At 37.3% G+C, this 23,805-nt stretch carries 22 protein-coding genes; 11 read left to right on the top strand and 11 right to left on the bottom strand.

Translation table 11 applies throughout. The features are described 5' to 3' along the window. Positions 1-181: 181 nt before the first annotated feature. From lepB to DN389_RS10090, 4 genes are all read left to right on the top strand, one after another. Positions 182-745 carry a signal peptidase I gene (gene lepB, locus DN389_RS10105; RefSeq protein ID WP_000751908.1) on the top strand — a complete coding sequence of 188 codons (564 nt, stop codon included), beginning with the start codon at positions 182-184 and terminating at the stop codon, positions 743-745. Positions 746-861: 116 nt separating this feature from the next. Then, positions 862-4,377 carry a helicase-exonuclease AddAB subunit AddB gene (gene addB, locus DN389_RS10100; RefSeq protein WP_088121611.1) on the top strand — a complete coding sequence of 1,172 codons (3,516 nt, stop codon included), beginning with the start codon at positions 862-864 and terminating at the stop codon, positions 4,375-4,377. Beyond that, positions 4,374-8,099: a helicase-exonuclease AddAB subunit AddA gene (addA, locus tag DN389_RS10095; RefSeq protein WP_149237061.1), complete on the top strand. Its 3,726-nt coding sequence runs from the start codon at positions 4,374-4,376 to the stop codon at positions 8,097-8,099. The genes addB and addA overlap by 4 nt, the downstream gene beginning before the upstream one ends. Before the next feature lie 12 nt (positions 8,100-8,111). Continuing rightward, positions 8,112-8,399, top strand: a complete 288-nt coding sequence (locus tag DN389_RS10090) for an RNA polymerase alpha subunit C-terminal domain-containing protein (RefSeq protein ID WP_087984722.1) — start codon at positions 8,112-8,114, stop codon at positions 8,397-8,399. An 81-nt stretch (positions 8,400-8,480) separates the two neighbouring features. On the opposite strand, the gene gerPF is transcribed toward DN389_RS10090, so the two are convergent. The 7 genes from gerPF to DN389_RS10055 all read right to left on the bottom strand — a co-directional run bounded on the left by gerPF (position 8,481) and on the right by DN389_RS10055 (position 10,740). Then, complete coding sequence (gene gerPF / locus DN389_RS10085; protein ID WP_001141566.1) at positions 8,481-8,696, bottom strand: spore germination protein GerPF; 216 nt, start codon at positions 8,694-8,696, stop codon at positions 8,481-8,483. A 42-nt stretch (positions 8,697-8,738) separates the two neighbouring features. Beyond that, a complete protein-coding gene (locus DN389_RS10080) occupies positions 8,739-9,125 on the bottom strand; it encodes a spore germination protein GerPE (RefSeq protein WP_000902337.1) in 387 nt (128 codons plus the stop codon). Positions 9,126-9,140: 15 nt separating this feature from the next. Beyond that, positions 9,141-9,335, bottom strand: coding sequence for a spore germination protein GerPD (gerPD, locus tag DN389_RS10075; protein WP_001052804.1), 195 nt, complete (start codon positions 9,333-9,335; stop codon positions 9,141-9,143). 6 nt (positions 9,336-9,341) lie between these two features. Next, positions 9,342-9,956 carry a spore germination protein GerPC gene (gene gerPC / locus DN389_RS10070; RefSeq protein ID WP_001070746.1) on the bottom strand — a complete coding sequence of 205 codons (615 nt, stop codon included), beginning with the start codon at positions 9,954-9,956 and terminating at the stop codon, positions 9,342-9,344. A 68-nt stretch (positions 9,957-10,024) separates the two neighbouring features. Continuing rightward, positions 10,025-10,231 (bottom strand): spore germination protein GerPB, encoded by a 207-nt coding sequence (gene gerPB, locus DN389_RS10065; protein ID WP_097858139.1) that lies wholly within the window; start codon positions 10,229-10,231, stop codon positions 10,025-10,027. 14 nt (positions 10,232-10,245) lie between these two features. Further along, positions 10,246-10,467: a spore germination protein GerPA gene (gene gerPA, locus DN389_RS10060; protein ID WP_001111187.1), complete on the bottom strand. Its 222-nt coding sequence runs from the start codon at positions 10,465-10,467 to the stop codon at positions 10,246-10,248. A 93-nt stretch (positions 10,468-10,560) separates the two neighbouring features. Continuing rightward, complete coding sequence (locus DN389_RS10055) at positions 10,561-10,740, bottom strand: aspartyl-phosphate phosphatase Spo0E family protein (RefSeq protein ID WP_046958324.1); 180 nt, start codon at positions 10,738-10,740, stop codon at positions 10,561-10,563. A 246-nt stretch (positions 10,741-10,986) separates the two neighbouring features. Here DN389_RS10055 and DN389_RS10050 point away from each other — a divergent pair, with 246 nt between their 5' ends. Then, positions 10,987-11,886 carry a fumarylacetoacetate hydrolase family protein gene (locus DN389_RS10050; RefSeq protein ID WP_179955887.1) on the top strand — a complete coding sequence of 300 codons (900 nt, stop codon included), beginning with the start codon at positions 10,987-10,989 and terminating at the stop codon, positions 11,884-11,886. Between the two features lie 35 nt (positions 11,887-11,921). On the opposite strand, the gene DN389_RS10045 is transcribed toward DN389_RS10050, so the two are convergent. Then, on the bottom strand, positions 11,922-12,206 hold the full coding sequence (locus DN389_RS10045; protein WP_046958323.1) for a hypothetical protein: 285 nt from the start codon (positions 12,204-12,206) through the stop codon (positions 11,922-11,924). 104 nt (positions 12,207-12,310) lie between these two features. Then, positions 12,311-13,501 (bottom strand): ornithine aminotransferase, encoded by a 1,191-nt coding sequence (rocD, locus tag DN389_RS10040; protein ID WP_000616656.1) that lies wholly within the window; start codon positions 13,499-13,501, stop codon positions 12,311-12,313. A gap of 150 nt (positions 13,502-13,651) precedes the next feature. Here rocD and DN389_RS10035 point away from each other — a divergent pair, with 150 nt between their 5' ends. After that, on the top strand, positions 13,652-14,017 hold the full coding sequence (locus DN389_RS10035) for a YisL family protein (RefSeq protein ID WP_060489301.1): 366 nt from the start codon (positions 13,652-13,654) through the stop codon (positions 14,015-14,017). 59 nt (positions 14,018-14,076) lie between these two features. On the opposite strand, the gene DN389_RS10030 is transcribed toward DN389_RS10035, so the two are convergent. Further along, complete coding sequence (locus DN389_RS10030) at positions 14,077-14,631, bottom strand: DUF2777 domain-containing protein (protein WP_000616070.1); 555 nt, start codon at positions 14,629-14,631, stop codon at positions 14,077-14,079. 239 nt (positions 14,632-14,870) lie between these two features. Between DN389_RS10030 and asnB the strand changes: the two genes are divergently transcribed. The 3 genes from asnB (at position 14,871) to katB (ending at position 19,392) form a co-directional block, all read left to right on the top strand. Further along, on the top strand, positions 14,871-16,718 hold the full coding sequence (asnB, locus tag DN389_RS10025) for an asparagine synthase (glutamine-hydrolyzing) (RefSeq protein ID WP_088082757.1): 1,848 nt from the start codon (positions 14,871-14,873) through the stop codon (positions 16,716-16,718). 188 nt (positions 16,719-16,906) lie between these two features. Further along, entirely contained in the window at positions 16,907-17,866 is a 960-nt protein-coding gene (gene hemH / locus DN389_RS10020; RefSeq protein WP_098189640.1) for a ferrochelatase, read from the top strand. A gap of 59 nt (positions 17,867-17,925) precedes the next feature. Next, a complete protein-coding gene (gene katB / locus DN389_RS10015; protein WP_149237060.1) occupies positions 17,926-19,392 on the top strand; it encodes a catalase KatB in 1,467 nt (488 codons plus the stop codon). Between the two features lie 273 nt (positions 19,393-19,665). Here katB and DN389_RS10010 read toward each other — a convergent pair whose 3' ends face one another. Continuing rightward, complete coding sequence (locus DN389_RS10010) at positions 19,666-20,898, bottom strand: ammonium transporter (protein ID WP_098802245.1); 1,233 nt, start codon at positions 20,896-20,898, stop codon at positions 19,666-19,668. Positions 20,899-21,110: 212 nt separating this feature from the next. Between DN389_RS10010 and DN389_RS10000 the strand changes: the two genes are divergently transcribed. Together DN389_RS10000 and DN389_RS09995 are read left to right on the top strand one after the other, a co-directional pair. Continuing rightward, positions 21,111-22,412 carry an alpha-amylase family glycosyl hydrolase gene (locus tag DN389_RS10000; protein WP_098189643.1) on the top strand — a complete coding sequence of 434 codons (1,302 nt, stop codon included), beginning with the start codon at positions 21,111-21,113 and terminating at the stop codon, positions 22,410-22,412. A gap of 245 nt (positions 22,413-22,657) precedes the next feature. Beyond that, a complete protein-coding gene (locus DN389_RS09995) occupies positions 22,658-23,545 on the top strand; it encodes a helix-turn-helix domain-containing protein (RefSeq protein ID WP_149237059.1) in 888 nt (295 codons plus the stop codon). Positions 23,546-23,805 lie beyond the last annotated feature (260 nt).

The following is a 23,805-nucleotide window of genomic DNA, read 5'->3' as shown; positions in this document are numbered from 1 at the left end:
TCTAGCTATTTGAGGGCAGTAAAACTCCCGCCTCAAAACTCGGTTGGATAGGTGAGAGCCTTGTTGCTCGTAAATGCTAGATTGGTGCGGCTGATAAGGAGTGGGATGAACAAAACTTCCGCCGATTCAGTTTCATTTTATAAATGCAGGCTTCATTATTAAAGGATAAGGGGAGAAGCTGATGAAGAAAACTTTGAAAAAAGAAGGCATAGAGTGGATACGAACAATTTTAATTGGTGTATTATTAGCTGTATTTTTTCGAACGTTTTTCTTTTCAACGTACGTTGTAGAGGGGAAGTCAATGATGCCGACATTGCAAGATGGCAATATGCTCGTTGTAAATAAGGTGAGTTATCAAGTAGGGGACTTGAACAGGTTTGATGTTGTTGTGTTTCATGCGAATAAAAAAGAGGACTACGTAAAACGAATTATCGGTTTACCTGGGGATCAAATTGAATATAAGCATGATAAACTGTATATAAACGGACAATTCGTGGATGAACCTTATTTAGAGACATATAAGAAAGAGATAAATGGACGACAACTAACGGGTGATTTTAAACTAGAAGAGTTAACGAAAGAAAATTCGGTGCCGCCTGGATATATTTTTGTAGTAGGTGATAATCGCCTCGGGAGCTGGGATAGTAGACACTTTGGATTTGTAAAAGCTGATACAGTTGTCGGTAAAGTTGATTTACGATATTGGCCAATTCAAGAGGTGCAAACGAATTTTTCAAAAGGTTGATATAATAGGTAGAAGTATAGAAAAAGACAAACTACTCTGTTTGTCTTTTTTCGTGTACTATAATACAATTATAGTAGCAAACTAACGTTCGTTATGTAAGTGAAAGGTGGGGTTACATGTCACTTCGATTTGTAATTGGTAGAGCGGGAAGTGGAAAAAGTACACTTTGTTTACACGAAGTGCAGGAAGAGTTAAAGCAACGCCCAAGAGGGAAAACAATATTATATCTTGTGCCAGAACAGATGACATTCCAAACGCAGCAGGCGTTAATTGGTAGTGAGGATGTAAGAGGTTCTATTCGGGCACAAGTTTTTAGTTTTTCACGATTAGCATGGAAGGTACTGCAAGAAGTTGGTGGAGCGAGTCGTCTTCACATTGATGAAGCGGGCGTACATATGTTACTTCGTAAAATTGTAGAGTCTCGTAAAGATGGATTATCGGTGTTCCAAAAAGCAGCGGAGCAAAACGGTTTCTTTGAACATCTTGGCAGTATGATTGCGGAGTTTAAACGTTACAACGTGACGCCATCTAACGTATATGAAATGTGGCAACAATTAGATGCGCATAGTAGCAGTGCAGAACAAAAGCTATTAGCGAATAAAGTGTATGATTTACAACTATTATATGATGATTTTGAACGTGCTTTAATCGGAAAATATTTGGATTCAGAAGACTACCTACAATTGCTAGTCGAAAAGCTTCCACAGTCTGAATATGTAAATGGGGCTGAAATTTATATAGATGGATTTCATTCATTTTCACCGCAAGAACTAGAAATTGTAAGACAGCTTATGATTTGCGGTGCGCGAGTTACGATCACGTTAACGATAGATGAAAAAACGTTAGCACAGCCAGTAAATGAACTAGATTTATTTTATGAAACGACGTTAACGTATGAAAAAATAAAGCAAGTGGCGCGTGAAGAGAAGATAGAAATTGAAAAAACGATTCCACTTATGGAACAACCGCGTTTTCATTCGCAAGCATTAGCGCATTTAGAAACGCATTACGAAGCACGTCCAAATGAAAAGTTTCACGGAGAAGCAAGTGTAACGATTAGTACAGCAGCGAATTTACGAGCTGAAGTAGAAGGTGTTGCCCGTGAAATTCGTAGACTTGTGGCAGATGAAGACTATCGTTACCGAGATATTGCAGTCATTCTTCGTAACGGAGAAAGTTATTACGATGTGATGCGAACGCTATTTACAGATTATAATATCCCGCATTTCATCGATGAAAAACGCCCGATGTCACATCATCCGCTAGTAGAATGCATTCGTTCTGCACTCGAGATTATTAGCGGAAATTGGCGTTATGATGCAGTGTTCCGCTGCGTGAAAACAGAGCTTTTATATCCATTAGACGTAAGAAAAGAAACGATGCGCGAAGAGATGGATGAGTTTGAAAACTACTGTTTAGCGTACGGTGTACAAGGGAAGAGATGGACTTCTGAGGATCCGTGGCTGTATCGCCGCTATCGTTCTCTTGACGATACAGACGAGATGATTACAGACAGTGAACGTGAAATGGAAGAGAGAATAAATCGACTGCGCGACGTTGTAAGAACGCCTGTTATTCGTATGCAAAAAAGACTGAAGCGAGCGGGAACAGTGATGCAAATGTGCGAAGCTGTTTATTTATTTTTAGAAGAGCTAGACGTTCCGAAAAAACTAGAAGCATTACGTATTCGTGCAGAAGAGAGCGGAGATTTCTTATTTGCGACAGATCATGAGCAAGTATGGGAAGAAGTAATGAGTCTTCTTGATACGTTCGTTGAGATGCTTGGCGAAGAGAAAATGTCACTTTCTATGTTCACAGACGTTATGTCGACAGGTCTTGAGGCGCTTCAATTTGCAAACATTCCGCCGTCATTAGACCAAGTGTTAATTGCTAATATTGATCGTTCTAGATTATCAAATGTGAAAGCAACATTTGTCATTGGCGTGAATGAAGGAGTTATTCCGGCAGCACCGATGGATGAAGGGATGCTTTCTGATGAGGAAAGAGATGTTCTTAGTGTTGCAGGTATCGAATTAGCACCAACGACGAGACAAACCTTATTAGAAGAACAGTTCGTTATGTACCAAATGGTAACGAGAGCAACTGAGAAATTATATATTTCATGCCCGCTTGCAGATGAGGAAGGGAAGACGTTACTTGCGTCTAGCTTTATTAAGAAAATAAAAAGAATGTTCCCTGATGTGAAAGATACATTTATTACAAATGACGTAAATGATTTATCACGTTCGGAACAAATTTCATACGTAGCAACGCCAGAAGTAACGTTGTCATATGTTATGCAGCAACTTCAAACGTGGAAGCGATATGGATTTGAAGGGAATTTAGATTTTTGGTGGGATGTATATAACTTCTACGTAACTTCAGATGAATGGAAACAAAAAAGTAGCCGCGTATTATCAAGTTTATTCTACCGAAATCGTGCGCAAAAGCTAAGTACAGTTGTAAGTAGAGATTTATATGGAGATAAAATAAAAGGAAGCGTATCTCGTATGGAACTATTTAACCGTTGCGCATATGCTCATTTCGCGCAGCACGGTTTATCGTTAAGAGAGCGTGACATTTTCAAACTGGATGCACCCGATATCGGGGAACTATTCCATGCAGCGCTGAAGAGAATTGCGGACAGGCTATTACGTGAAAACCGTACTTGGGCGGATTTATCAATAAAAGAGTGTGAGCATCTTTCTGTTGTAGTAATAGAAGAGATCGCACCGTTATTACAAAGACAAATTTTATTAAGTTCAAATCGTCATTTCTATTTAAAACAAAAACTACAACAAATCATTTTCCGTACATCAATCATTCTTCGTGAACATGCGAAGTCAAGCGGTTTCGTACCAGTTGATTTAGAAGTGCCATTCGGTATGGGCGGTACAGGATCGCTTCCGCCGATGGAATTCTCATTACCAAATGGTGTAAAGATGGAAGTAGTTGGTCGTATTGACCGTGTTGATAAGGCGGAAGATGAAAATGGGACGTTCCTACGTATTATTGATTATAAATCAAGCTCAAAAGCGTTAGACTTAACGGAAGTGTATTACGGATTAGCACTTCAAATGTTAACGTATTTAGATGTTGTTACTTCGAATGCACATACGTGGATGAAAAAGGGAGGTACTGCATCACCGGCTGGTGTACTGTACTTCCATATTCATAACCCGATCGTTGAGATGAAGGGTGACGCATCTGAAGCGGAAATTGAGAAAGAGATTTTAAAGAAATTTAAAATGAAAGGACTTGTACTAGGGGATGCTGATGTTGTTCGTTTAATGGATAACAAACTTTCGACAGGAAGCTCTGATATTATTTCTGCTGGTTTGAAAAAAGACGGCAGTTTTAGTGCGCGTTCGAGTATTGCAAGTGAACAAGAGTTTAACGTACTTCAAAAATACGTACACCATACGTTTGAAAATATCGGAAAAGACATTACAGAAGGCGTTATTGATATTGCTCCTTATAAGAAGGGGAATAAAGCGGCGTGTACGTTCTGTAACTTCAAATCTGTTTGTCAGTTCGATGAATCACTCGAAGATAACCAGTTCCGTACGCTAAAAGATATGAAAGATAGCGAAGCGATGGAGAAAATTAGAGAGGAGGTTGGCGGAGAATGATTGAAAATTGGCCTAAAAAACCAGAAGGTAGTCAGTGGACGGATGACCAGTGGAAAGCGGTTGTAGCGAACGGACGTGATATATTAGTCGCGGCAGCAGCTGGATCAGGGAAAACAGCAGTATTAGTTGAACGTATTATTAAAAAGATTATAAATGAAGAAAATCCAGTCGATGTCGACCGCCTGCTCGTTGTAACATTTACGAATGCAGCGGCGCAAGAGATGAAAAACAGAATTGGGGAAGCGTTAGAAAAGGTATTAATTGATGAGCCAGGATCGCAGCACGTAAGAAAGCAGCTTAGCTTATTAAATAAAGCTTCTATTTCAACGATCCATTCATTTTGTTTACAAGTAATTAGAGGATATTATTACATGCTTGATGTTGATCCTCGTTTCCGCATTGCGAATCAAACAGAAAACGAATTATTAAAAGAAGAAGTGTTAGATGACATATTAGAAGAAGAGTATGGAATTGAAGATAATAGTATTTTCTTTGAACTCGTTGACCGTTATACGAGTGACCGTAGTGATGATGACTTACAGCGTATGATTTTAGCGCTTCATACAGAATCAAGAGCGCATCCAAATCCGGAAAAATGGCTCGATAAATTAGTAGAAGCATACGACGTGGAAGGAAAGACAATTGAAGATTTAGTGTACGCTTCTTACTTATTAGAAGATGTGAAATTCCAGCTTGAAACAGCAGAGACACATATTCGTAAAGCGACTGAACTCGCGATGCTTCCTGACGGTCCGGCGCCCCGCGTTGAAACCCTGCAAGCAGATGCAGTTTTACTTGGAACGTTGTCATCAGCTGCTTGTGAGTCATGGACAAATGTGTATGAAGCGATGCAAAATGTATCGTGGCAAACGTTAAAGCGTATTAAGAAAAGTGATTACAACGAGGATGTTGTAAAACAAGTAGACTCTCTTCGTAATAAAGCGAAAGATGAAGTGAAGAAATTACAAGAAGAGTTATTTAGCCGCAGACCTGAAAGTTTCTTACGAGATTTTCAAGATATGCATCCTGTATTAGAAAAACTCGTACAGCTTGTAAAAGTATTTACAGAGCGTTTCCAAGCGATGAAGCGTGATAAAGGGATGGTTGATTTCACAGATTTAGAGCATTTCTGTCTACAAATTTTAAGTGAACAAAGTGAAAACGGTGAAATGAAGCCGTCAGCAGTAGCGCTTCAATATCGTAATAAATTTGCTGAAGTACTAGTCGATGAATATCAAGATACGAACTTTGTGCAGGAATCCATTATTAAATTCGTAACGAAAGATTCTGAGAGTGAAGGGAACTTGTTCATGGTAGGTGACGTGAAGCAGTCGATCTATCGTTTCCGACTAGCAGAACCAGGCCTGTTCCTAGGAAAGTATAAACGCTTTACGCAAGAAGGATTAGACGGCGGAATGAAAATCGATTTAGCGAAAAACTTCCGTAGCCGTCATGAAGTGTTAGCAGGTACGAACTTTATTTTCAAACAAATTATGGGCGAAGAAGTCGGAGAAATCGACTATGATGCTGACGCTGAATTAAAGTTAGGTGCTAGCTATCCAGAAGGTGAAGATGTAACAGCTGAACTACTATGTATTCAGCAAACAGAAGAAGAAGTGCTAGACGGTGAAGAAGGTGCGGAAGTAGAAAAAGCGCAACTTGAAGCTCGCCTTATGGCGCAGCGTATTAAAGCGATGGTTGATTCAGGTTATGAAGTGTATGATCGTAAAACGGATAGTATGCGCCCTGTACAATACCGCGACTTCGTTATTTTACTTCGCTCTATGCCATGGGCGCCGCAAATTATGGAAGAGTTAAAGCTGCAAGGAATTCCAGTATACGCTGATCTTGCGACTGGTTACTTTGAAGCGACAGAAGTAAATATTATGATGAATGTATTCCGAGTGATCGATAATCCGATGCAAGATATTCCGCTTGCCGCCGTACTTCGTTCACCAATAGTTGGACTAAATGATGAAGAACTTGCAACATTGCGTGCTCACGGAAAGAAAGGTTCGTTTTATGAAGTAATGAGCTCATTCTTAAAAGGGGCACCGCTTGAAGAAGAACAAGAACTACATGATAAATTAGAGTGGTTCTATAACTTACTGCAAGGATGGCGTGAATTCGCGCGTCAACAGTCACTTTCTGATTTAATTTGGAAAGTGTACGGTGAGACAGGTTATTACGACTTTGTTGGCGGTTTACCAGCCGGAAAGCAAAGGCAAGCAAACCTGCGTGTACTTTATGACCGTGCAAGACAATATGAAGCAACATCGTTTAGAGGATTATTCCGCTTCTTACGCTTTATTGAGCGTATTTTAGAACGCGGTGATGATATGGGAACGGCGAGAGCTTTAGGTGAACAAGAAGATGTCGTTCGTATTATGACGATTCATAAAAGTAAAGGACTTGAGTTCCCAGTCGTATTTGTAGCGGGACTAGGTCGTCGTTTTAATACACAAGATTTAATGAAACGTTTCTTACTGCATAAAGACTTTGGTTTCGGTTCACAATTTATCGATCCTCGTAAACGCATTAAATATACGACATTATCGCAACTAGCAATTAAGCGTAAAATGAAAATGGAATTAATCGCGGAAGAAATGCGCGTGTTATACGTAGCGTTAACGCGTGCGAAAGAGAAGTTAATTTTAATTGGAACGGTTAAAGATGCCAATAAAGAAATGGAAAAATGGCTCGATGCAAGGGAGCATAGTGAATGGTTATTACCAGACCATATACGTGCCGGAGCGTCTTGTTATTTAGACTGGATTGCACCTTCATTATATAGACATCGTGATAGTGAAATGCTTCTTGAATTAGGACAAGGAAGCATTCCGGGTGAAATTTATGGATATGACACGAGCTGGAAAGTAGAAGTTGTTGACGGCAAAACGTTACTTGCACCGGAACCGGTTCAAGAAGAGAAACAAGAATTGTTAGAAGCACTTCGTGAGAAAAAAGCTGTTCCGCTACAAAGTGAACGGAAAGAAGAAGTGTACGACAGATTAATGTGGAAGTACGGATATGAGGAAGCGACATCTCATCGTGCGAAACAGTCTGTTACAGAAATAAAGAGAAATTATCAATCTGAAGAAGGTAGCGATAATGCCTTTATTAAAAAACTACGTGCACCAATTAAAACACGCCCTCGTTTTATGGAGAAAAAAGGATTAACGTACGCTGAAAGAGGTACGGCAGTTCACGCTGTCATGCAGCATGTTGATTTGAAGAAGCTGATTACAGAAGAAGTGATTCGAGAGCAAATTAGTGGCATGGTTAATAAAGAGCTATTAACATTCGAGCAAGCAGAGGAAATAGCGATTGAAAAAGTGATTTCATTCTTTGACAGTGACTTAGGTAAAAGGGTATTAGCGGCGAAAAGCGTTGAGCGTGAAGTGCCATTTACGATGATGCTTGCAGCAGAAGAAGCATATCAAGATTGGCAAGGGAAGAGCGGGGAATCAATTCTTGTCCAAGGGGTTATTGACTGCATGATTGAAGAGGAAGATGGTATCACGCTAATCGACTTTAAAACGGATACGATTGAAGGGAAGTTCCCAGGCGGATTCGATCAAGCGAAACCAATTTTAGAAGATCGATATAAAGTGCAGCTTTCTTTATATGCAAAGGCACTTGAAAAAAGCTTGCAACATCCTGTGAAAGAGAAATGCTTATACTTCTTTGATGGCAACCATGTTGTAAAAATTGAAGAATAGAGAGGCTTGAAAATGACAACGGAAAAAACGTTAAGAACATGTGAAAAAGGACATGAATATTATAAAAGTAGCGATTGTCCAACTTGCCCAACCTGTGAGAAAGAAAAGAAACCAAAAACAGGATTTCTTTCACTTCTTTCATCACCAGCACGAAATGCGCTAGAGCACCATGGAATTCACACGATAGAAGAACTCTCAAAGTATAGTGAAAAAGAAATTTTAAAACTACATGGTATGGGACCTGCGTCTATGCCGAAGCTTAGAAATGCTTTGGAGGAGAAGGGGTTATCATTTAAATAAAATGAAACAGTAAACAGTGGAGTTTTTGATAATATTGAATGAGGTAAAAGAAAAAAGTAGGAGATATTCTCCTACTTTTTTTTACGCTGTTCCAATTTGATCTTGATCAGCCACATCAGAATCAAACGTATTTGTTGCACTAACACCGTTAAACGTATTCACGACAAATCCAACATTGGAAGCTCCGGAACCATTATAAGCTTTCGTATTTTCTTTCGGAGACACGTTATAAAAATCCCCTAAATTAAAAGAACCATTACTGTTTTGAACGACGAGATTTCCAACAACAGAAGGCATACCATCCACCTACTTTACTAAGCTTTTTAATTACTATATGAATTATTGTGCGGAAGGTTCATCCGTAATATATTGGCGGATTTGCATAATACGAGAGTTATTAAAAACATAATCAACATTTCCAATTTGAAAGCAACCAGAATTTAAAAGTGTTCGCAATTCAACATTGTTTACTTCAATAAAAGGGCATTCATTTACAATGTTTAATTTTACATCTGTCGTTCGTTTTGGGATTGTGATGTGTTCATCTGTAAAGATTTCAAATGCGTCTAAGCGGCCTTCGTCTTTTATATAACAAGGAATTTCCCTATGGACGGCAAGAGCTCTACTTTTTAATTCCATTTGATTGGCATCTCCAACTTGAAATACGGCACTAATCCCTAAAGAAATAATAGAAACATTTTGGACAACAGACACATGATGTAACATAGTTTCTCAGTCTCCTTAACCTGGAGTAGGAGGGACATCTGTGACTAATGGTACAAATGGACCCTCTGTAACAGTTTCAAATGGTGTATCAAGAATAGAAGATAGTATGAGGAAATTTGCATCCCCAATTAAAAAGAGTGCGGACGACGATACACCGTTCATTTTAATTTGGCCAACTTTTAATTCGCGATTTACAACGTTAAGATTCATACATACTTACTCCTTTCGGAAATTGCCCGGTATGTGTTGAATAAAAGAGAGGAAAGCTTTGTCGATATCATGTTTCATTGCTTGAATAATGATATCTCGTAAATAATCTGGATCTGTTGAAATCCCTTCATAGGATTGCGTTTGTGATAAATAATAAGGAAGTCTATGCTCCATCTGTTTTTTTATGTCATCAACCATCATTTGTCGATACATTTCATCGAGCGGCGTTCTCTCTTCTTGTTCAAAATGGAGAATTCGATTATATGCTTCTTCATCTAAGTAACGATGCATTTCTTGAAGGATGCCTTGGTAAAAATCTGGGTTTGTATCTGTTTCAGGATTTACTTTTAATGTTTCTGTATCCACTTGGAAATCTTCAATTTGCTGTCCTTTTGCTGAAAACGGATTTAAACCGATATTTAAAGTACCATTTAAATTTTCTACTTTTAATTGATCGAATTTGTATTCCACTTTTCCTACAGAAGAGGAGGGGCGATTTTTTAATTCGTTAAGCTCTTCTTGGAGTTGGCGAACTTGATCTTCTAGGTTAAGGATGGTTGCTTGTTGTGCTTGAAGAGCTTGTTGAAGTTGGTGTAAGTAAGTATATATATCTTGATTCATTTTGTGAAACCTCCTTTTCAGTAGGGAGGGTAAAAATATTCCTGCTATATATTTATGACAAGGATGTCTCAAGAAGAACTAGTTGATGGTTTGATAGAAATAATTTGTCCTTTCGCCTGCAATGGGCGAAGGGGCTCTGTAAATCCACCGCTATTTGAGAATTTAGATAGAGCTTTAATACTTCCTGCAGTACCAATTTGGAATACAGAAGAGGTTGTAATGCTATCAATTCTAATGTTATTAATGATGATGCTTTGGTTTACATAAAAATTCAATGCAATCGCCTCCTCTAAGTTGAACCAATTATCGCTTGATCAATTACATCTGAATCATTGACAGTCGTTGCGCTTTGATAATTGTAGACAGAAACGTTATCTCCAACATTAAAAGAGCCGGCCCCAGCAAAAGCGCGTGAATAACTAATAGGCCTAATCGCAAATACATCTCCAATATGAAAAATACCACTTGATCCAATATTGACGATACGAATATGTCCGACCATAGCTGGCATACAAAACACCTTTCGTTTTTTAAATTTTCTTTTCTACTATTGTATGGGCGTTTTCAATAAAATGTGTTTTTTTTTATAAAAGAAACACACACGTTATTGCGTGTGTGTATTGAGTGTTTGATTAGGGTAAAAATCCGTATGTACATGCCAAATTACATTTAAGAGCCTGTCCAGTTCTTGGCTACAATCCACTGTTTTTTGAGAAGTCATTCCGTAGCGTTCAGCAAAATAAATCATTTTTTCACGTTTTTTTTCAATCGCTTGCTCAAACATTGAAATCGGCTCCATCTCTAAATGAAATTTTTAGTATATATGTAGTACATATTATACAAAAAACCAATAAAAAAGAAACACCTTCGCTAAAAAAAGTAAAATTTCTACATTTTATGCCAAATATAAAGGAGTAACGAATAGAATATGAGAAGAATATTGTAAAAATTAGCGTGCATGAGAAGGTTTTTTTCTGACGGATGCGAATACAATTAAAGGTCATGAGTTTTAGGATGGAGAGTGGAAATATTGCGTTTGGTAACGGCGAAAAAAGATGAAAAGGTATTTGTAGGTATTGTGGATGAAGAGGAAGAAAAGGTATTGCATGTAAGAGAAGCGCAAAGACAAAAAGGGGAAAAGGTTACGATTCCGATTACAATGTTAGAGTGTATTGAAAGAGGAACCGAATGCTTTGAAAAAATATGTGATATTGTAAATTGGGCGAAGGAAAATGAAGGGGCGGCGTATTATCCGTTAACTGAGGTGAAAATATTAGCACCAATTCCAAGGCCAAGGAAGAATATTCTTTGCGTTGGAAAGAACTATCGTGAGCATGCGATAGAAATGGGTGGAGTAGAGTCAATTCCAGAAAATATAATGATCTTTACGAAAGCGCCAACGACAGTTATTGGAATGAATGAAAAAATTAATAGTCACCCCCACGCAACGAATGAACTAGACTATGAAGGAGAACTAGCTATCATCATTGGTAAGCGAGGGAAACAAATAAAAAAAGAAAAAGCGCTTGAGCATGTTTTTGGTTACACCATTATAAATGATATAACTGCTCGCGACATTCAAAGGAAGCATAAACAATTTTTTCTTGGAAAAAGTTTCGATACATTTTGTCCGATGGGACCGTATCTAATTCATAAATCAATGGTTGAAACGCCAAATGCGTTACACATTGAAACAATAGTAAATGAGGAAGTAAGACAAACTTCAAATACAAATAAAATGATTTTTTCAATAGAAGAAATCATTTCAACGATAAGTAAAGGAATGACGTTAGAGCCAGGCGATATTATCGCAACAGGAACGCCAGCTGGTGTCGGAAAAGGTTTCACACCACCGAAGTTTTTGCATGCGGGTGATGAAGTGGTCATTACAGTAGAAGGAATTGGTACTTTGCGAAATGTAGTGAAATGAAGAAAAGGGCTATCTCATTAATAGATAGCTCTTTTTTATGGCCATGGGTTATTGAAAAAATCTAAAATAGCAAAAATATATAATCCGATGAGTATTAACGTACAAATCCCGATTAGCATAACGGCAAGAGAACTTCTTTCGCGGCCAAAACCGATAGCTGTAAGGAAAACAGCAGCCCAAAATGAGATTTTAAGTAGCATGAATGTATGAGGTGTTGAGTAGTACCTGAGTAACGTTATAGATAATAGGAATCCGATGAATGTAATGGAAATGAGAATAGTAGCTAAATAGTTAATATGTTTGCCGTATTTCAAAAGCATACAATTACCCCTTGTAAAATAAACTGAATATTCAATCTAACTTTACAGTAAACTACTAAAAAAAGAAAGAGGTTGTCCCAACATGTAGGACAACCTCTTTATTATTATGATAATACCGCTTTAATTTTTTGGAATGCCCACTCTAAATCTTCTTCAGAGATTACTAGAGGTGGTGCGATACGAATTACATTTTCGTGTGTTTCTTTACATAATAGACCAGCTGCTTTTAATTGTTCGCAGTAAGGACGAGCTGGCTCGTTTAATTCGATACCGATGAATAAGCCTTTACCACGAATGTCAGTAATCATTGGGTTATCAATTTCTTTTAATTGCCCAACTAATTTTTCGCCTAATTGAAGAGAACGTTCTGTTAATTTTTCTTCTTCTAACACTTCAAGAGCTGCGATAGAAACAGCACATGCAAGTGGGTTACCACCGAATGTAGAACCGTGAGAACCTGGCTCGAATACGCCTAAAATGTCGCGGTTTGCTGCTACGCAAGAGATTGGGAATACGCCGCCGCCAAGTGCTTTACCAAGTATGTACATGTCAGGAGTTACATTGTCCCAATCACAAGCAAATACTTTACCAGTACGGCCTAAACCTGTTTGGATTTCATCTGCTACAAATAAAACGTTTTCTTTTTTACATACTTCAAGAGCTTCTTTTAAGAAACCAGCTGGTGGGATGTTAATTCCTGCTTCACCTTGGATTGGCTCTAAAATGAATGCAGCTGTGTTTGGTGTAATAGCAGCTTTTAACGCTTCTAAATCACCGTAAGGAATTACAACGATGCCAGGAAGCATTGGGCCAAATCCACGCTTGTACTCTTCGTTTGAAGACATAGAAACAGCACCCATTGTACGTCCGTGGAAGTTATCTTCACAAACGATAATTTCAGCACGGTTTGCTTCTACTTTCTTCACATCATAAGCCCAGCGGCGAGCTGTTTTAATTGCAGTTTCAACAGCTTCTGCACCTGTATTCATTGGAAGTACCATTTCTTTATTAGTTAGTTTCGCAACTTTTTCGTACCAAGGACCTAATTGATCGCTATGGAAAGCACGAGAAGTTAACGTAACGCGATTAGCTTGGTCAATTAAAGCGTTAATAATTTTTGGGTGACGATGACCTTGGTTTACTGCAGAATATGCACTTAATAAGTCCATATAGCGATTTCCTTCAGGATCTTCTACCCAAACGCCTTCTGCTTTAGAAATAACGATCGGAAGTGGGTGATAGTTATTTGCTCCGTATGTGTCTGTAAGTTCGATAATATCCTTAGTTTGAATCATGATTGTTCCCCCTTTTGTTATTACAAGAAGTTTGTAAATACTCTAAATATTATATCATTTAAATGTAAAAAAGCGAAACATTTCCTGAAAATAAATGAACATGTTATCATATAGAGTGAAAAAGTGTGAAAAGAGGAGGTAGGGGATACGATGGTACATATGCATATTACAGCATGGGCGTTAGGTTTAATTTTATTCTTCGTTGCGTATTCACTTTATTCAGCAGGAAGAAAAGGTAAAGGTGTACATATGGGGCTTCGTCTTATGTACATTATCATTATTGTGACAGGTTTCATGTTGTACATGGGTATAATGAAGACTGCAACAAGTAACATGCACATGTGGTATGGTTTAAAAATGGTAGCTGGTATTTTAGTTATCGGTGGAATGGAAATGGTTCTTGTAAAAATGAGCAAAAACAAAGCAACAGGGACAGTTTGGGGACTATTTATTGTTGCATTAGTAGCAGTATTTTACCTTGGACTGAAATTACCAATTGGTTGGCAAGTATTTTAATTAAAAATAAAACCACCTTATAATCTCAAGTATTTGGGAGATAAGGTGGTTTTTTTACTTTATGTTGCATCGATATGCAACTCTTCTCCGTTTACTTTCGTAAAACGAAACATGTTTTTATTTGACGTAGCGTGACGAACGAAATGGTGCTGCAATGTACAAATCATCTCTTCGTTATCAAATAAAAGAATATTTACTCCTTCGCATGCTTCCTCTTTCGGTAGGAAAGATAAATAATTATGACAATACATGCAATCATATAAAGAGTAATGAAGGGATTGCAATGATTCGGTTAATAATGTAAAGACAGAGTCAGGTAATTCCTCAAGCCATTCCGTATAGCTAAGAAGTAATTTTTTTCGAATTCGTATCATTTCTCCGTTTTGCAAATGGTGCTGTTCGTTGGCGATTTGTAGTACATCTTGTTCATAGAAACGAGCTGGTAGCCAGTTGTTGTTATATAAAATCTCAAAGCCATCTTCGACAATATCTTCTAATAAAAAAGCTTCATCATTTTCATCATCAAAGAATACCCATTCATTGTTTATATATTCTACATTACCGACTGTATGAGCGCGTGGCTGGTTATATAAAATATGGTTACGTTGTATCATATATGATTTCTCCTTTATAAAAAGTAGTTATTTCTGTTATAGACAGTTCGGGCATTCTTTATAACTAGACACACCTAGACATAGGTGGGCATACAATAACACACGTTTTACTGAGTGAAAATGCTATTCCGTATGTGGATAGTACGTTATCGTCAAGTTTTTCATTTTTTTGATCCGCACCTCTAAGGTGTGGATTACTGCTTGTTTAGGAAAAGAAATAAGATGGAAGGATGATTCGTATGTGCGGGATTACAGGATGGGTGGATTATAAACGCTCATTAGAAGGAGAACGGGACGTCGTTACGAAGATGGCTGAGACGTTAGCAAAGCGTGGCCCGGATGATAATAAAGTTTGGATTAAAGGCAATGTCGCATTTGGGCATAAACGGTTAATCGTTGTTGATCCTGAGGGTGGTAAACAACCGATGACTTGTTTAAAAGATGAAACGAATTATGCAATTTGCTATAACGGTGAATTGTATAATACAGAAGATATTCGAAAGGAATTATTAAGAAGAGGATATACGTTCAAAGGTCATTCTGATACAGAGGTGCTATTAGCGTCGTATATTGAATGGAAAGAAGAATGTGTCGATCATTTAAACGGTATATATGCGTTTGCTGTATGGGATGAACAGAAGGAACAAGTATTTATTGCACGAGATCGACTAGGTGTAAAACCGCTATTTTATAAATATGATAGTGGGCGATTACTATTTGGTTCAGAGTTAAAAGCGATATTAGCGCATCCAGATGTGAAGGCAGAAGTAACGTTAGAAGGGTTATCCGAAATATTCGGTCTTGGACCGTCTAGAACACCTGGTCATGGCATTTATGCTGGTATAAAAGAATTACGTCCAGGGCATGCGATGACATTTTCAAAGAACGGTTTATGTATATGGAGATATTGGAATGTAGAAAGCAAAAAACATGAAGACTCCTTTGAAGAAACAGTAGAGAAAACACGTTTTTTATTACAAGATGCGATTACAAGGCAGCTCGTTTCTGATGTACCACTATGTACTTTTCTATCAGGCGGTGTAGATTCGAGTGCGATTACAGCAATTGCTGCGAAAGAATACGCAAAGTCAGGAAAAGGGCAATTACACACATACTCTGTTGATTATGAAGATAATGACAAATACTTTAAAGCGAATGCGTTTCAGCCGAATTCAGATGCGCCATTTATTCATTTGATGACTGAGACGTTTCAAACAAACCATCATCGCTGTGTCATTTCAAATGAACAATTAGCACAGTATTTAACAGAAGCGGTACTCGTTCGTGATTTGCCTGGTATGGCAGATATCGATTCCTCATTATTATGGTTTTGCCGCGAAATTAAACAAGATTTTGTCGTCGGTTTATCTGGGGAATGTGCAGACGAAATATTTGGTGGTTATCCGTGGTTTTATAGAGAAGATGATTTACAATCGAGTGCATTTCCGTGGATGCGCTCTACAGAAGCGCGTGAACAACTGCTAAAGAAAGAATGGAGAAATAAATTAAACTTACAACAATATGTACAGCAGCGTTATGAAGAATCTATTCAAGAAGTTCCTGTTTTAGAGGGAGAAAGCCCAATTGAAGCAAAGAGACGACAACTATTTTACTTGAACATGGTATGGTTTATGACAACATTATTAGACAGAAAAGACCGTATGAGTATGGGGGCAAGCTTAGAAGTACGTGTTCCATTTGCGGATCACCGACTTGTCGAATATGCGTGGAATATTCCTTGGGAAATGAAAATGTATAAAAACCGCGAAAAAGGTCTATTGCGTAAAGCGTTAGAAGGATTACTTCCAAATGACATCTTATATAGAAAGAAGAGCCCGTATCCGAAAACCCATAATCCGCATTATACAAAAGCGGTAACAGTATGGCTACAAGATTTATTAACAGATAAAGGCTCAATTTTGCACGAACTATTTGATAAAGAACAGCTGAGTGGATTAATTGAGTCAGGTGGCAGTGCATTTCAATCCCCTTGGTTCGGTCAATTAATGACTGGTCCGCAGCTTTTAGCTCATTTAGCGCAAATTCATGTTTGGTTTAAAGAGTATGGGGTAAATATTAAAGAATAGAAGAAAAGCGACTTGCATAAAAGTAAGTCGCTTTTCTATTAAATAAATTGTCATATAAAATTCAAAAATATATTAGAAATAATACTTATTTAGAATAATTATTTTGACGTACTTATTATTAGTTGTTATAATTGGAAACAAATGTTCTTGAAAAAGATTCTCATTTATAAAATTGAGGTGTTATATAGATGACAAAGAAAAAAATAGGTTTACTCGTAATGGCGTATGGAACGCCAGAATCATTAGATGATGTAGAAGCGTACTATACACATATTCGCCACGGGCATAAACCTTCAGAAGAAGCACTCCAAGACTTAATCAGACGCTATAAAGCGATTGGCGGAATTTCACCACTTGTAAAAATTACGAAAGAGCAAACGCATAAATTAACAGATTCTATGAATAATATATTTACAGAGTATGAATTTACTTGTTACTTAGGCTTAAAACATATTGCTCCATTTATAGAAGATGCAGTAGAAGAGATGAAGCGCGATGGAATTGAGCAAGCGGTTAGTATCGTATTAGCACCGCACTATTCTACATTTAGCATTAAAGCGTATAATGATCGTGCTATTCGTCTTTCAAAAGAAATCGGTGGTCCTGTTATTGAACCGATTGAACAATGGTACGATGAACCGAAGTTTATTTCGTATTGGGCAGAGCAACTAAAAGAAACATTTACAAAGATTGAAGATAAAGAGAAAGCAGTCGTAATTTTTTCAGCACATAGTTTGCCAGAGAAAATTATTGCAGCAGGGGACCCTTATGTGGAGCAATTGCAGCATACGGCAGATTTAATTGCGAAGGCTGCCGATATTCGAAACTATACAACGGGTTGGCAAAGTGCTGGAAATACGCCTGACCCATGGATTGGTCCGGATGTGCAAGATTTAACGAGAGATTTATTTGAAAAGCATGGTTATGAATCTTTCGTATACTGTCCGGTTGGGTTTGTAGCAGAGCATTTAGAAGTTTTATATGACAATGATTACGAATGTAAAGTTGTAACTGATGAATTAAACGTGGCATATTTTAGACCAAATATGCCAAATTCACAATCTGTATTTATCGATTGCTTAGCTGAAATTGTTTCCAAAAAAATGAAGGGAATAGTTGACAAGAATTTAGTTTTGAATAATAATTAGTTTATAATAATTTTAAATAAATAATAATTACCATGAAAGAAAGAGGAGGATCCCCCTAGATGAATCCAAATAATCGCTTAACAACAAACCAAGGTGCTCCAGTTGGAGACAACCAAAATTCTCGTACAGCTGGTCGCCGTGGACCGGTATTATTAGAAGACTATCATTTAGTAGAAAAACTTGCGCACTTTGATCGTGAACGTATTCCAGAGCGTGTTGTGCATGCACGTGGTGCAGGTGCTCACGGTGTGTTCATAACGAAAAACAGCATGAAGCAATATACAAAAGCAGCATTTTTACAAAATGAAGGAACTGAAACGCCTGTATTTGTTCGTTTCTCAACGGTTATTCATGGTCAAGGTTCTCCGGAAACAGCTCGTGATCCACGTGGGTTCGCTGTTAAATTTTATACAGAAGAAGGAAATTACGATATCGTAGGTAACCACTTACCAGTCTTCTTCATTCGTGATGCAATTAAATTCCCTGATATGGTGCATTCTTTAAAACCAGCACCTGATACAAATGTTCAAACACCAGATCGTTACTGGGATTTCATGACGTTAAGTCCGGAATCTACACATATGATGACGTGGGTATTTTCTGATTACGGTACACCAGCAAGCTATCGTGAAATGGAAGGTTTCGGTGTCCATTCATTTAAATGGATTAATGCAGAAGGTAAAATCGTCTACATTAAATATCACTGGAAACCACAGCAAAGTGTACGTAACTTAAGTGCAAAAGAGGTGCAAGAAGTACAAGGAAAAGACTTCAACCATGCAACTCGTGACTTGTTCGATGCAATCGAAAAAGGAAATTATCCGAAGTGGGATTTACACGTGCAAGTGATGCAACTACATGAAACGGATTCTTTAGACTTTGATCCACTAGACCCAACGAAAGTATGGCCAGAAGATCGCTTCCCGTTAATTGAAGTAGGGACGATGACGTTAAATCGTAACCCGAAAAACTTCTTCGCTGAAGTAGAACAAGTGGCGTTCTCTCCAAGTGCAACTGTAAATGGTATTGAACCATCTGAAGATAAATTATTACAAGGTCGTTTATTCTCTTATCCAGATACACAGCGTTACCGTCTTGGTGCGAACTACTTACAAATTCCTGTAAACTGCCCGTACGCAGCTGTTCATAATCAACAACGTGATGGTGCGATGCAAATCAATCAAAACCCATCTACAATTAACTACGAACCGAGCCGTCATACTGAAAATCCAGTTGAAGACCCAACTTACCGCGATTCAACTATGAAAGTAGAAGGCTATGTATCTCGTGAAAAAATTGACAAACCAAATGATTTCAAACAAGCAGGTGAGCGTTACCGTTCATTCTCTAAAGAAGAGCAAGACAATTTAATTGCAAACTTAACAAATGACTTAAAAGACGTAAATGAGCGCACGAAATTACTAGCTGTTTGTAACTTCTTCCGTGCAGATCAAGAGTACGGTATGCGTTTAGCGCAAGCGTTAAATGTTGATATTACGCAATATGTGGGAAATGCTCCGAAATAAATAGAAAAAGACGACCGGGTTTCGGTCGTCTTTTTATGTGTAAAATAAGCTTTACACGGGGTGTTTTTCGTTTTCGTCATGTCGGAATTTGTTGGTAAATCGATATTCTGTGTCGAAACGTCGATATAATGAAAGAATCGCTGATATATTTAAAAAATCGTCGATATATCCGAATAATCGTTGATATATTCATGAATATACCAACTAGGGTATACCACCGACAGTATAATAAAAAGAGATGCAATCTACTACTAATAGATTGCATCTCTTTTTTTAGTTCACTCGCTCTGTATACTCATAAGCTTTCTCTCCGTGCATCGAAATATCAAGTCCCATATGTTCTTGGTGTTCATCTACCCGAACAGGGAGGAAGAAGTTAATCGCTTTAATAATGGCGTACGTCATTATGATCGTGAATGCATATGTTGCGCCGATTGCTACCAGTTGTTTAAATAGTAAAGCAGCGTTTCCGTAAAATAATCCGTTAGCGCCATCAGCATTTACAGTAGTAGTTGCAAAGAGTCCTGTTGCAATACCGCCCCAAGTTCCTCCGATGCCGTGACATCCGAATGCATCAAGTGTATCGTCGTACCCAAATTTCGTTTTTAAGAAGAAGACAGCACCGAAACATAATACGCCGCCAATTGCTCCGATAAGAAGGGCGGAGAAAGGTGTAACGAACCCGCAAGCTGGTGTAATAGCGACTAGACCGGAAACTACACCACAAGCAGCTCCCATCGCAGTCGGTTTTGATTGGAAGAACCATTCTGAAAGCATCCAAGTTAATGCAGAGGCAGCAGCGGCTATATTTGTATTAATAAATGCAGTTAAAGCTACGTCGTTTAAAGATAATGCACTTCCGACGTTAAAACCGAACCAGCCGAACCATAGTAAGCCTGCGCCTAACATTGTGAATGGTAAATGGTGAGGAGAAGTACCGTTTATGTTTTTTCGTTTTCCAAGGAAAATAGCTAATACAAGGCCGGCGACCCCAGATGTAATATGAACGACATTACCGCCAGCGAAGTCTAACGCGCCGAGTTCTCTTAGCCATCCGCCAACGCCCCATACCCAATGAGCGACAGGATTGTAAACGATTGTTGTCCATAGAAGGATGAAAATAAGGAAAGCAGAAAATCGTATTCTTTCGGCGAATGCACCTGAAATTAAAGCGGGAGTTAAAATGGCGAACATGAGTTGGAACATCATAAATAAATTGTGAGGAATAGTAGATGAGTAGTCTGGATTTGGTGCGTAGGTAACTCCGTTTAAACCGAACCAATCGAGTGTACCGATAAGTCCGTGCCAATCTGGTCCGAATGATAAAGAATAGCCGATCACAATCCACTGAATCGAAACGATAGCCATTGCACTATAACTATGCATTGTCGTACTGAGTACGTTTTTACTGCGAACCATGCCCCCATAAAAAAGTGCCAATCCTGGTGTCATTAACATGACCATTACTGTCGTTACAAACATAAAAACCGTATCTCCTGTATTCATTCTCTCTCCTCCTATGATGTTAGAAAAAATAACATCGATTTGTTATGTTTCATATCATATTCGAAATGAAATGAAAAATCAACTAAAAATTCAGAAAACTTTATACTTCATGTTAGAAAATCTAACGTGAAGTATTTTGAGGGAATGAAATCAACGTATGTGATTCGCTCTGAAAATTGGTATAATATTCTTACAATTAAAAAACATGGGGGATGCGTGTGAGGAAAATACGGACTAGGAAACTATTTATTTGTTTTTGTTTAGCTGTCGTTTTGTTTGTGCCAATACATACGTTTGCAGATGAAAAAAGAGAGTGGCGAGACGAAGTCGTATATTCCATTATGATTGATCGCTTCAATAATGGAGAACCGAAAAATGACAAACAGTTAGAAGTTGGCAATTTAGAAGGATATCAGGGTGGAGATATAAGAGGGATTATAAAAAGACTGGATTACATAAAAGAAATGGGTTTTACCACTGTTATGCTTTCACCGTTTTTTGAAAGTGGAAAGTACGATGGGTTAGATGTGCAAAATTTTCAAAAGGTAAATGAACATTTCGGAACAGAAAATGATGTGAAAGAACTTGTACAAGAAGCGCATGCAAAAGGGATGAAAGTTATATTACAATTTCCGCTTGGAGAAAACGAACAACAAGTTATCGACGCGATGAAATGGTGGATTAAAGAAGTCGATTTAGATGGAAGTTATGTGATACATGGTGAAAAAAAGTCGCGTTCTTTCTGGGATGACGTGCAAAAAGATATGCAAGTGATAAAGAAAGATTTTCGTATTATGACAAAGGAAGATAGTGGATATAACGAAAAAATAGTAGAATCGTTTTCTAAAGTGGATGTATCGGTGAAACCTTTATATGATGTGAGTAAAAAAGAAGGGGAATCCGTTACATTTTTAGATAATCAAGATACAAAAAGGTTTGCCCGTATTGCAAAAGAGAATATGAATTATCCACCATCTCGTTTGAAACTATCCCTTACCTATTTATTAACATCACCAGGTATTCCGAATTTTTATTACGGGACTGAAATTGCATTAGATGGAGGGGATACCCCGGATAATAGACGATTAATGGATTTCAAATCAGATGAAAAATTTGTGCAGCACATAACGAAACTCGGTGAGCTTAGACAAGCGAGACCATCTTTACGCCATGGAACGTTTGAGCTTTTATACGATAAAGATGGAATGAGTGTACTGAAACGAAAGTATAAAGATGAAGTAACATTAGTAGCGATTAATAATACGAAAGAAACACAAAAAGTTGCTTTACCTGTAAGTGCAATTGGCGAAAAACAAGAGTTACGAGGATTGTTAGAAGATGAAATTATAAGAGAAGAAAACGGGAATTTTTATCTCGTTTTAAAGCGTGAAGAATCAAATGTATATAAAGTTAACGGGGAAACAGGTGTGAATTGGCTATTTATCTCTTTAATCGTCGGTGTGAACGTATTGTTTATTGCGTTTTTAATTGTTGTTAAAAAGAGACGGAAATGAGTAATGGATGTGTGTTCTTAATAAGTGCGAAAACTCTTCTGCTGAGAGGGGACAGGCTAAGGAGGGATACTTTCTCCCTAGCCTGTTTTTCTGTGAAGGAAGACTCTTGCCTCAAAATGCAGCTGAACAAAGAAGTGAAAAGACCGATAGAAGAAACAATAATTGCAACTATATTGATTTTACATTACATTAAAGGATGAAAAAATATTCTGATACTCATTGAGGGTTATATTTGGGGAGGGAAAATGGGATTTTACGATTTGGGTATTACCATTAAAGAACTTAGAATGAAAAAGAATATATCACAATCCGAATTGTGTCATGGAATATGTTCGCAAAGTCAAATTAGCAAAATAGAAAAAGGTATGATTTATCCATCTAGTATATTGTTATATCAGTTATCTGAAAGACTTGGTATTGATCCAAATAATATTTTCGCACTAACGCAAAATAAAAAACTAAAATATGTAGAAAATGTAAAATATGTAATGAGAGATTGTACAAAGCAAAAACAATATAATGAACTTTACGAAATAGTGAAACAAGAGAAAAACGAAAATAATTTCCAGTTAAAAGAAGATAAACAATTTCTAATATGGCATGAAGCCATTGCTATATTTCATGTAAATAAATCAATAAAAACTGCTTTAAATCTTTTAAATAGTGCACTAAAACTAACTGTAACGAATGTTGATTTTTTATCAGAAAGAGAAATAGATATTATGCAGTCGATGGCTATATTTCATTGGGCAAATAAAGAGTATGAAAAGAGTATTACTATATTAAGAAGGTGTTTAGCTAATTTTAATAAGTTAGATTTTCCTAGAGATAAAGAGATTAAATTAAAAATCATTTTTAATTTAGCGAAAATTTTAGGTCTTGCAAATCAACATGAAGAGGCAATAAAATACAATGATATGGGGATTAAATTAGCTATTAATCTAAATACTTTATATTTATTAGGTGAATTATATTATGGAAAATCTTGGAACTTGCTAAAGCTAGAACAATATAATGAAGAAGATGTGGCTGACAACATGAAAAAAGCATTATTTATCTTTGAACTAACAGAAAAAGAAAATCTAATAAAAATGGTTAAAGAAAAATATTTTGAAAAACAAAATAAAAAATGATTCATAATTTCTGATGAATATCTTATTAATTTCTATAAAAAAAGGCACCTTACGGTGTCTTTTTTATAACTTATATCATCAATTATTACATTTTATAGGTTTCTTATACCAAGCTTTGTTGATGTATTTACACTTCGCAGGTGTTGAAGTTTTAGGTGTATCCTCGGGTGTAGTTATATTATTAGAACACCCTGCAATATATAGACAGAATGTAGTTAATAAAAAACATAGTATTAATTTCTTCAAATAACCACTTCTAA

Origin of the sequence: Bacillus sp. AY3-1 (assembly GCF_008368785.1) — a bacterium.
Lineage (GTDB): Bacteria > Bacillota > Bacilli > Bacillales > Bacillaceae_G > Bacillus_A > Bacillus_A wiedmannii.
The sequence above is the reverse complement of the archived record's forward strand: the minus strand, read 5'-3'. Positions and strand labels throughout refer to the sequence as shown.

Bases quoted from the DNA above. Each gene is read 5' to 3' on its own strand.
- DN389_RS09995 (WP_149237059.1), top strand. From the start codon at position 22,658: ATGGGATTTTACGATTTGGGTATTACCATTAAAGAACTTAGAATGAAA.
- hemH (WP_098189640.1), top strand. From the start codon at position 16,907: ATGACAAAGAAAAAAATAGGTTTACTCGTAATGGCGTATGGAACGCCA.
- gerPF (WP_001141566.1), bottom strand. From the start codon at position 8,696: ATGCCTTCTGTTGTTGGAAATCTCGTCGTTCAAAACAGTAATGGTTCT.
- gerPA (WP_001111187.1), bottom strand. From the start codon at position 10,467: ATGCCAGCTATGGTCGGACATATTCGTATCGTCAATATTGGATCAAGT.
- DN389_RS10010 (WP_098802245.1), bottom strand. From the start codon at position 20,898: ATGAATACAGGAGATACGGTTTTTATGTTTGTAACGACAGTAATGGTC.
- asnB (WP_088082757.1), top strand. From the start codon at position 14,871: ATGTGCGGGATTACAGGATGGGTGGATTATAAACGCTCATTAGAAGGA.
- katB (WP_149237060.1), top strand. From the start codon at position 17,926: ATGAATCCAAATAATCGCTTAACAACAAACCAAGGTGCTCCAGTTGGA.
- DN389_RS10035 (WP_060489301.1), top strand. From the start codon at position 13,652: ATGGTACATATGCATATTACAGCATGGGCGTTAGGTTTAATTTTATTC.
- addA (WP_149237061.1), top strand. From the start codon at position 4,374: ATGATTGAAAATTGGCCTAAAAAACCAGAAGGTAGTCAGTGGACGGAT.
- gerPD (WP_001052804.1), bottom strand. From the start codon at position 9,335: ATGAATCTTAACGTTGTAAATCGCGAATTAAAAGTTGGCCAAATTAAA.
- rocD (WP_000616656.1), bottom strand. From the start codon at position 13,501: ATGATTCAAACTAAGGATATTATCGAACTTACAGACACATACGGAGCA.
- lepB (WP_000751908.1), top strand. From the start codon at position 182: ATGAAGAAAACTTTGAAAAAAGAAGGCATAGAGTGGATACGAACAATT.
- DN389_RS10000 (WP_098189643.1), top strand. From the start codon at position 21,111: ATGCGTGTGAGGAAAATACGGACTAGGAAACTATTTATTTGTTTTTGT.
- DN389_RS10030 (WP_000616070.1), bottom strand. From the start codon at position 14,631: ATGATACAACGTAACCATATTTTATATAACCAGCCACGCGCTCATACA.
- addB (WP_088121611.1), top strand. From the start codon at position 862: ATGTCACTTCGATTTGTAATTGGTAGAGCGGGAAGTGGAAAAAGTACA.
- DN389_RS10080 (WP_000902337.1), bottom strand. From the start codon at position 9,125: ATGTTACATCATGTGTCTGTTGTCCAAAATGTTTCTATTATTTCTTTA.
- DN389_RS10090 (WP_087984722.1), top strand. From the start codon at position 8,112: ATGACAACGGAAAAAACGTTAAGAACATGTGAAAAAGGACATGAATAT.
- DN389_RS10045 (WP_046958323.1), bottom strand. From the start codon at position 12,206: ATGCTTTTGAAATACGGCAAACATATTAACTATTTAGCTACTATTCTC.
- gerPC (WP_001070746.1), bottom strand. From the start codon at position 9,956: ATGAATCAAGATATATATACTTACTTACACCAACTTCAACAAGCTCTT.
- DN389_RS10055 (WP_046958324.1), bottom strand. From the start codon at position 10,740: ATGTTTGAGCAAGCGATTGAAAAAAAACGTGAAAAAATGATTTATTTT.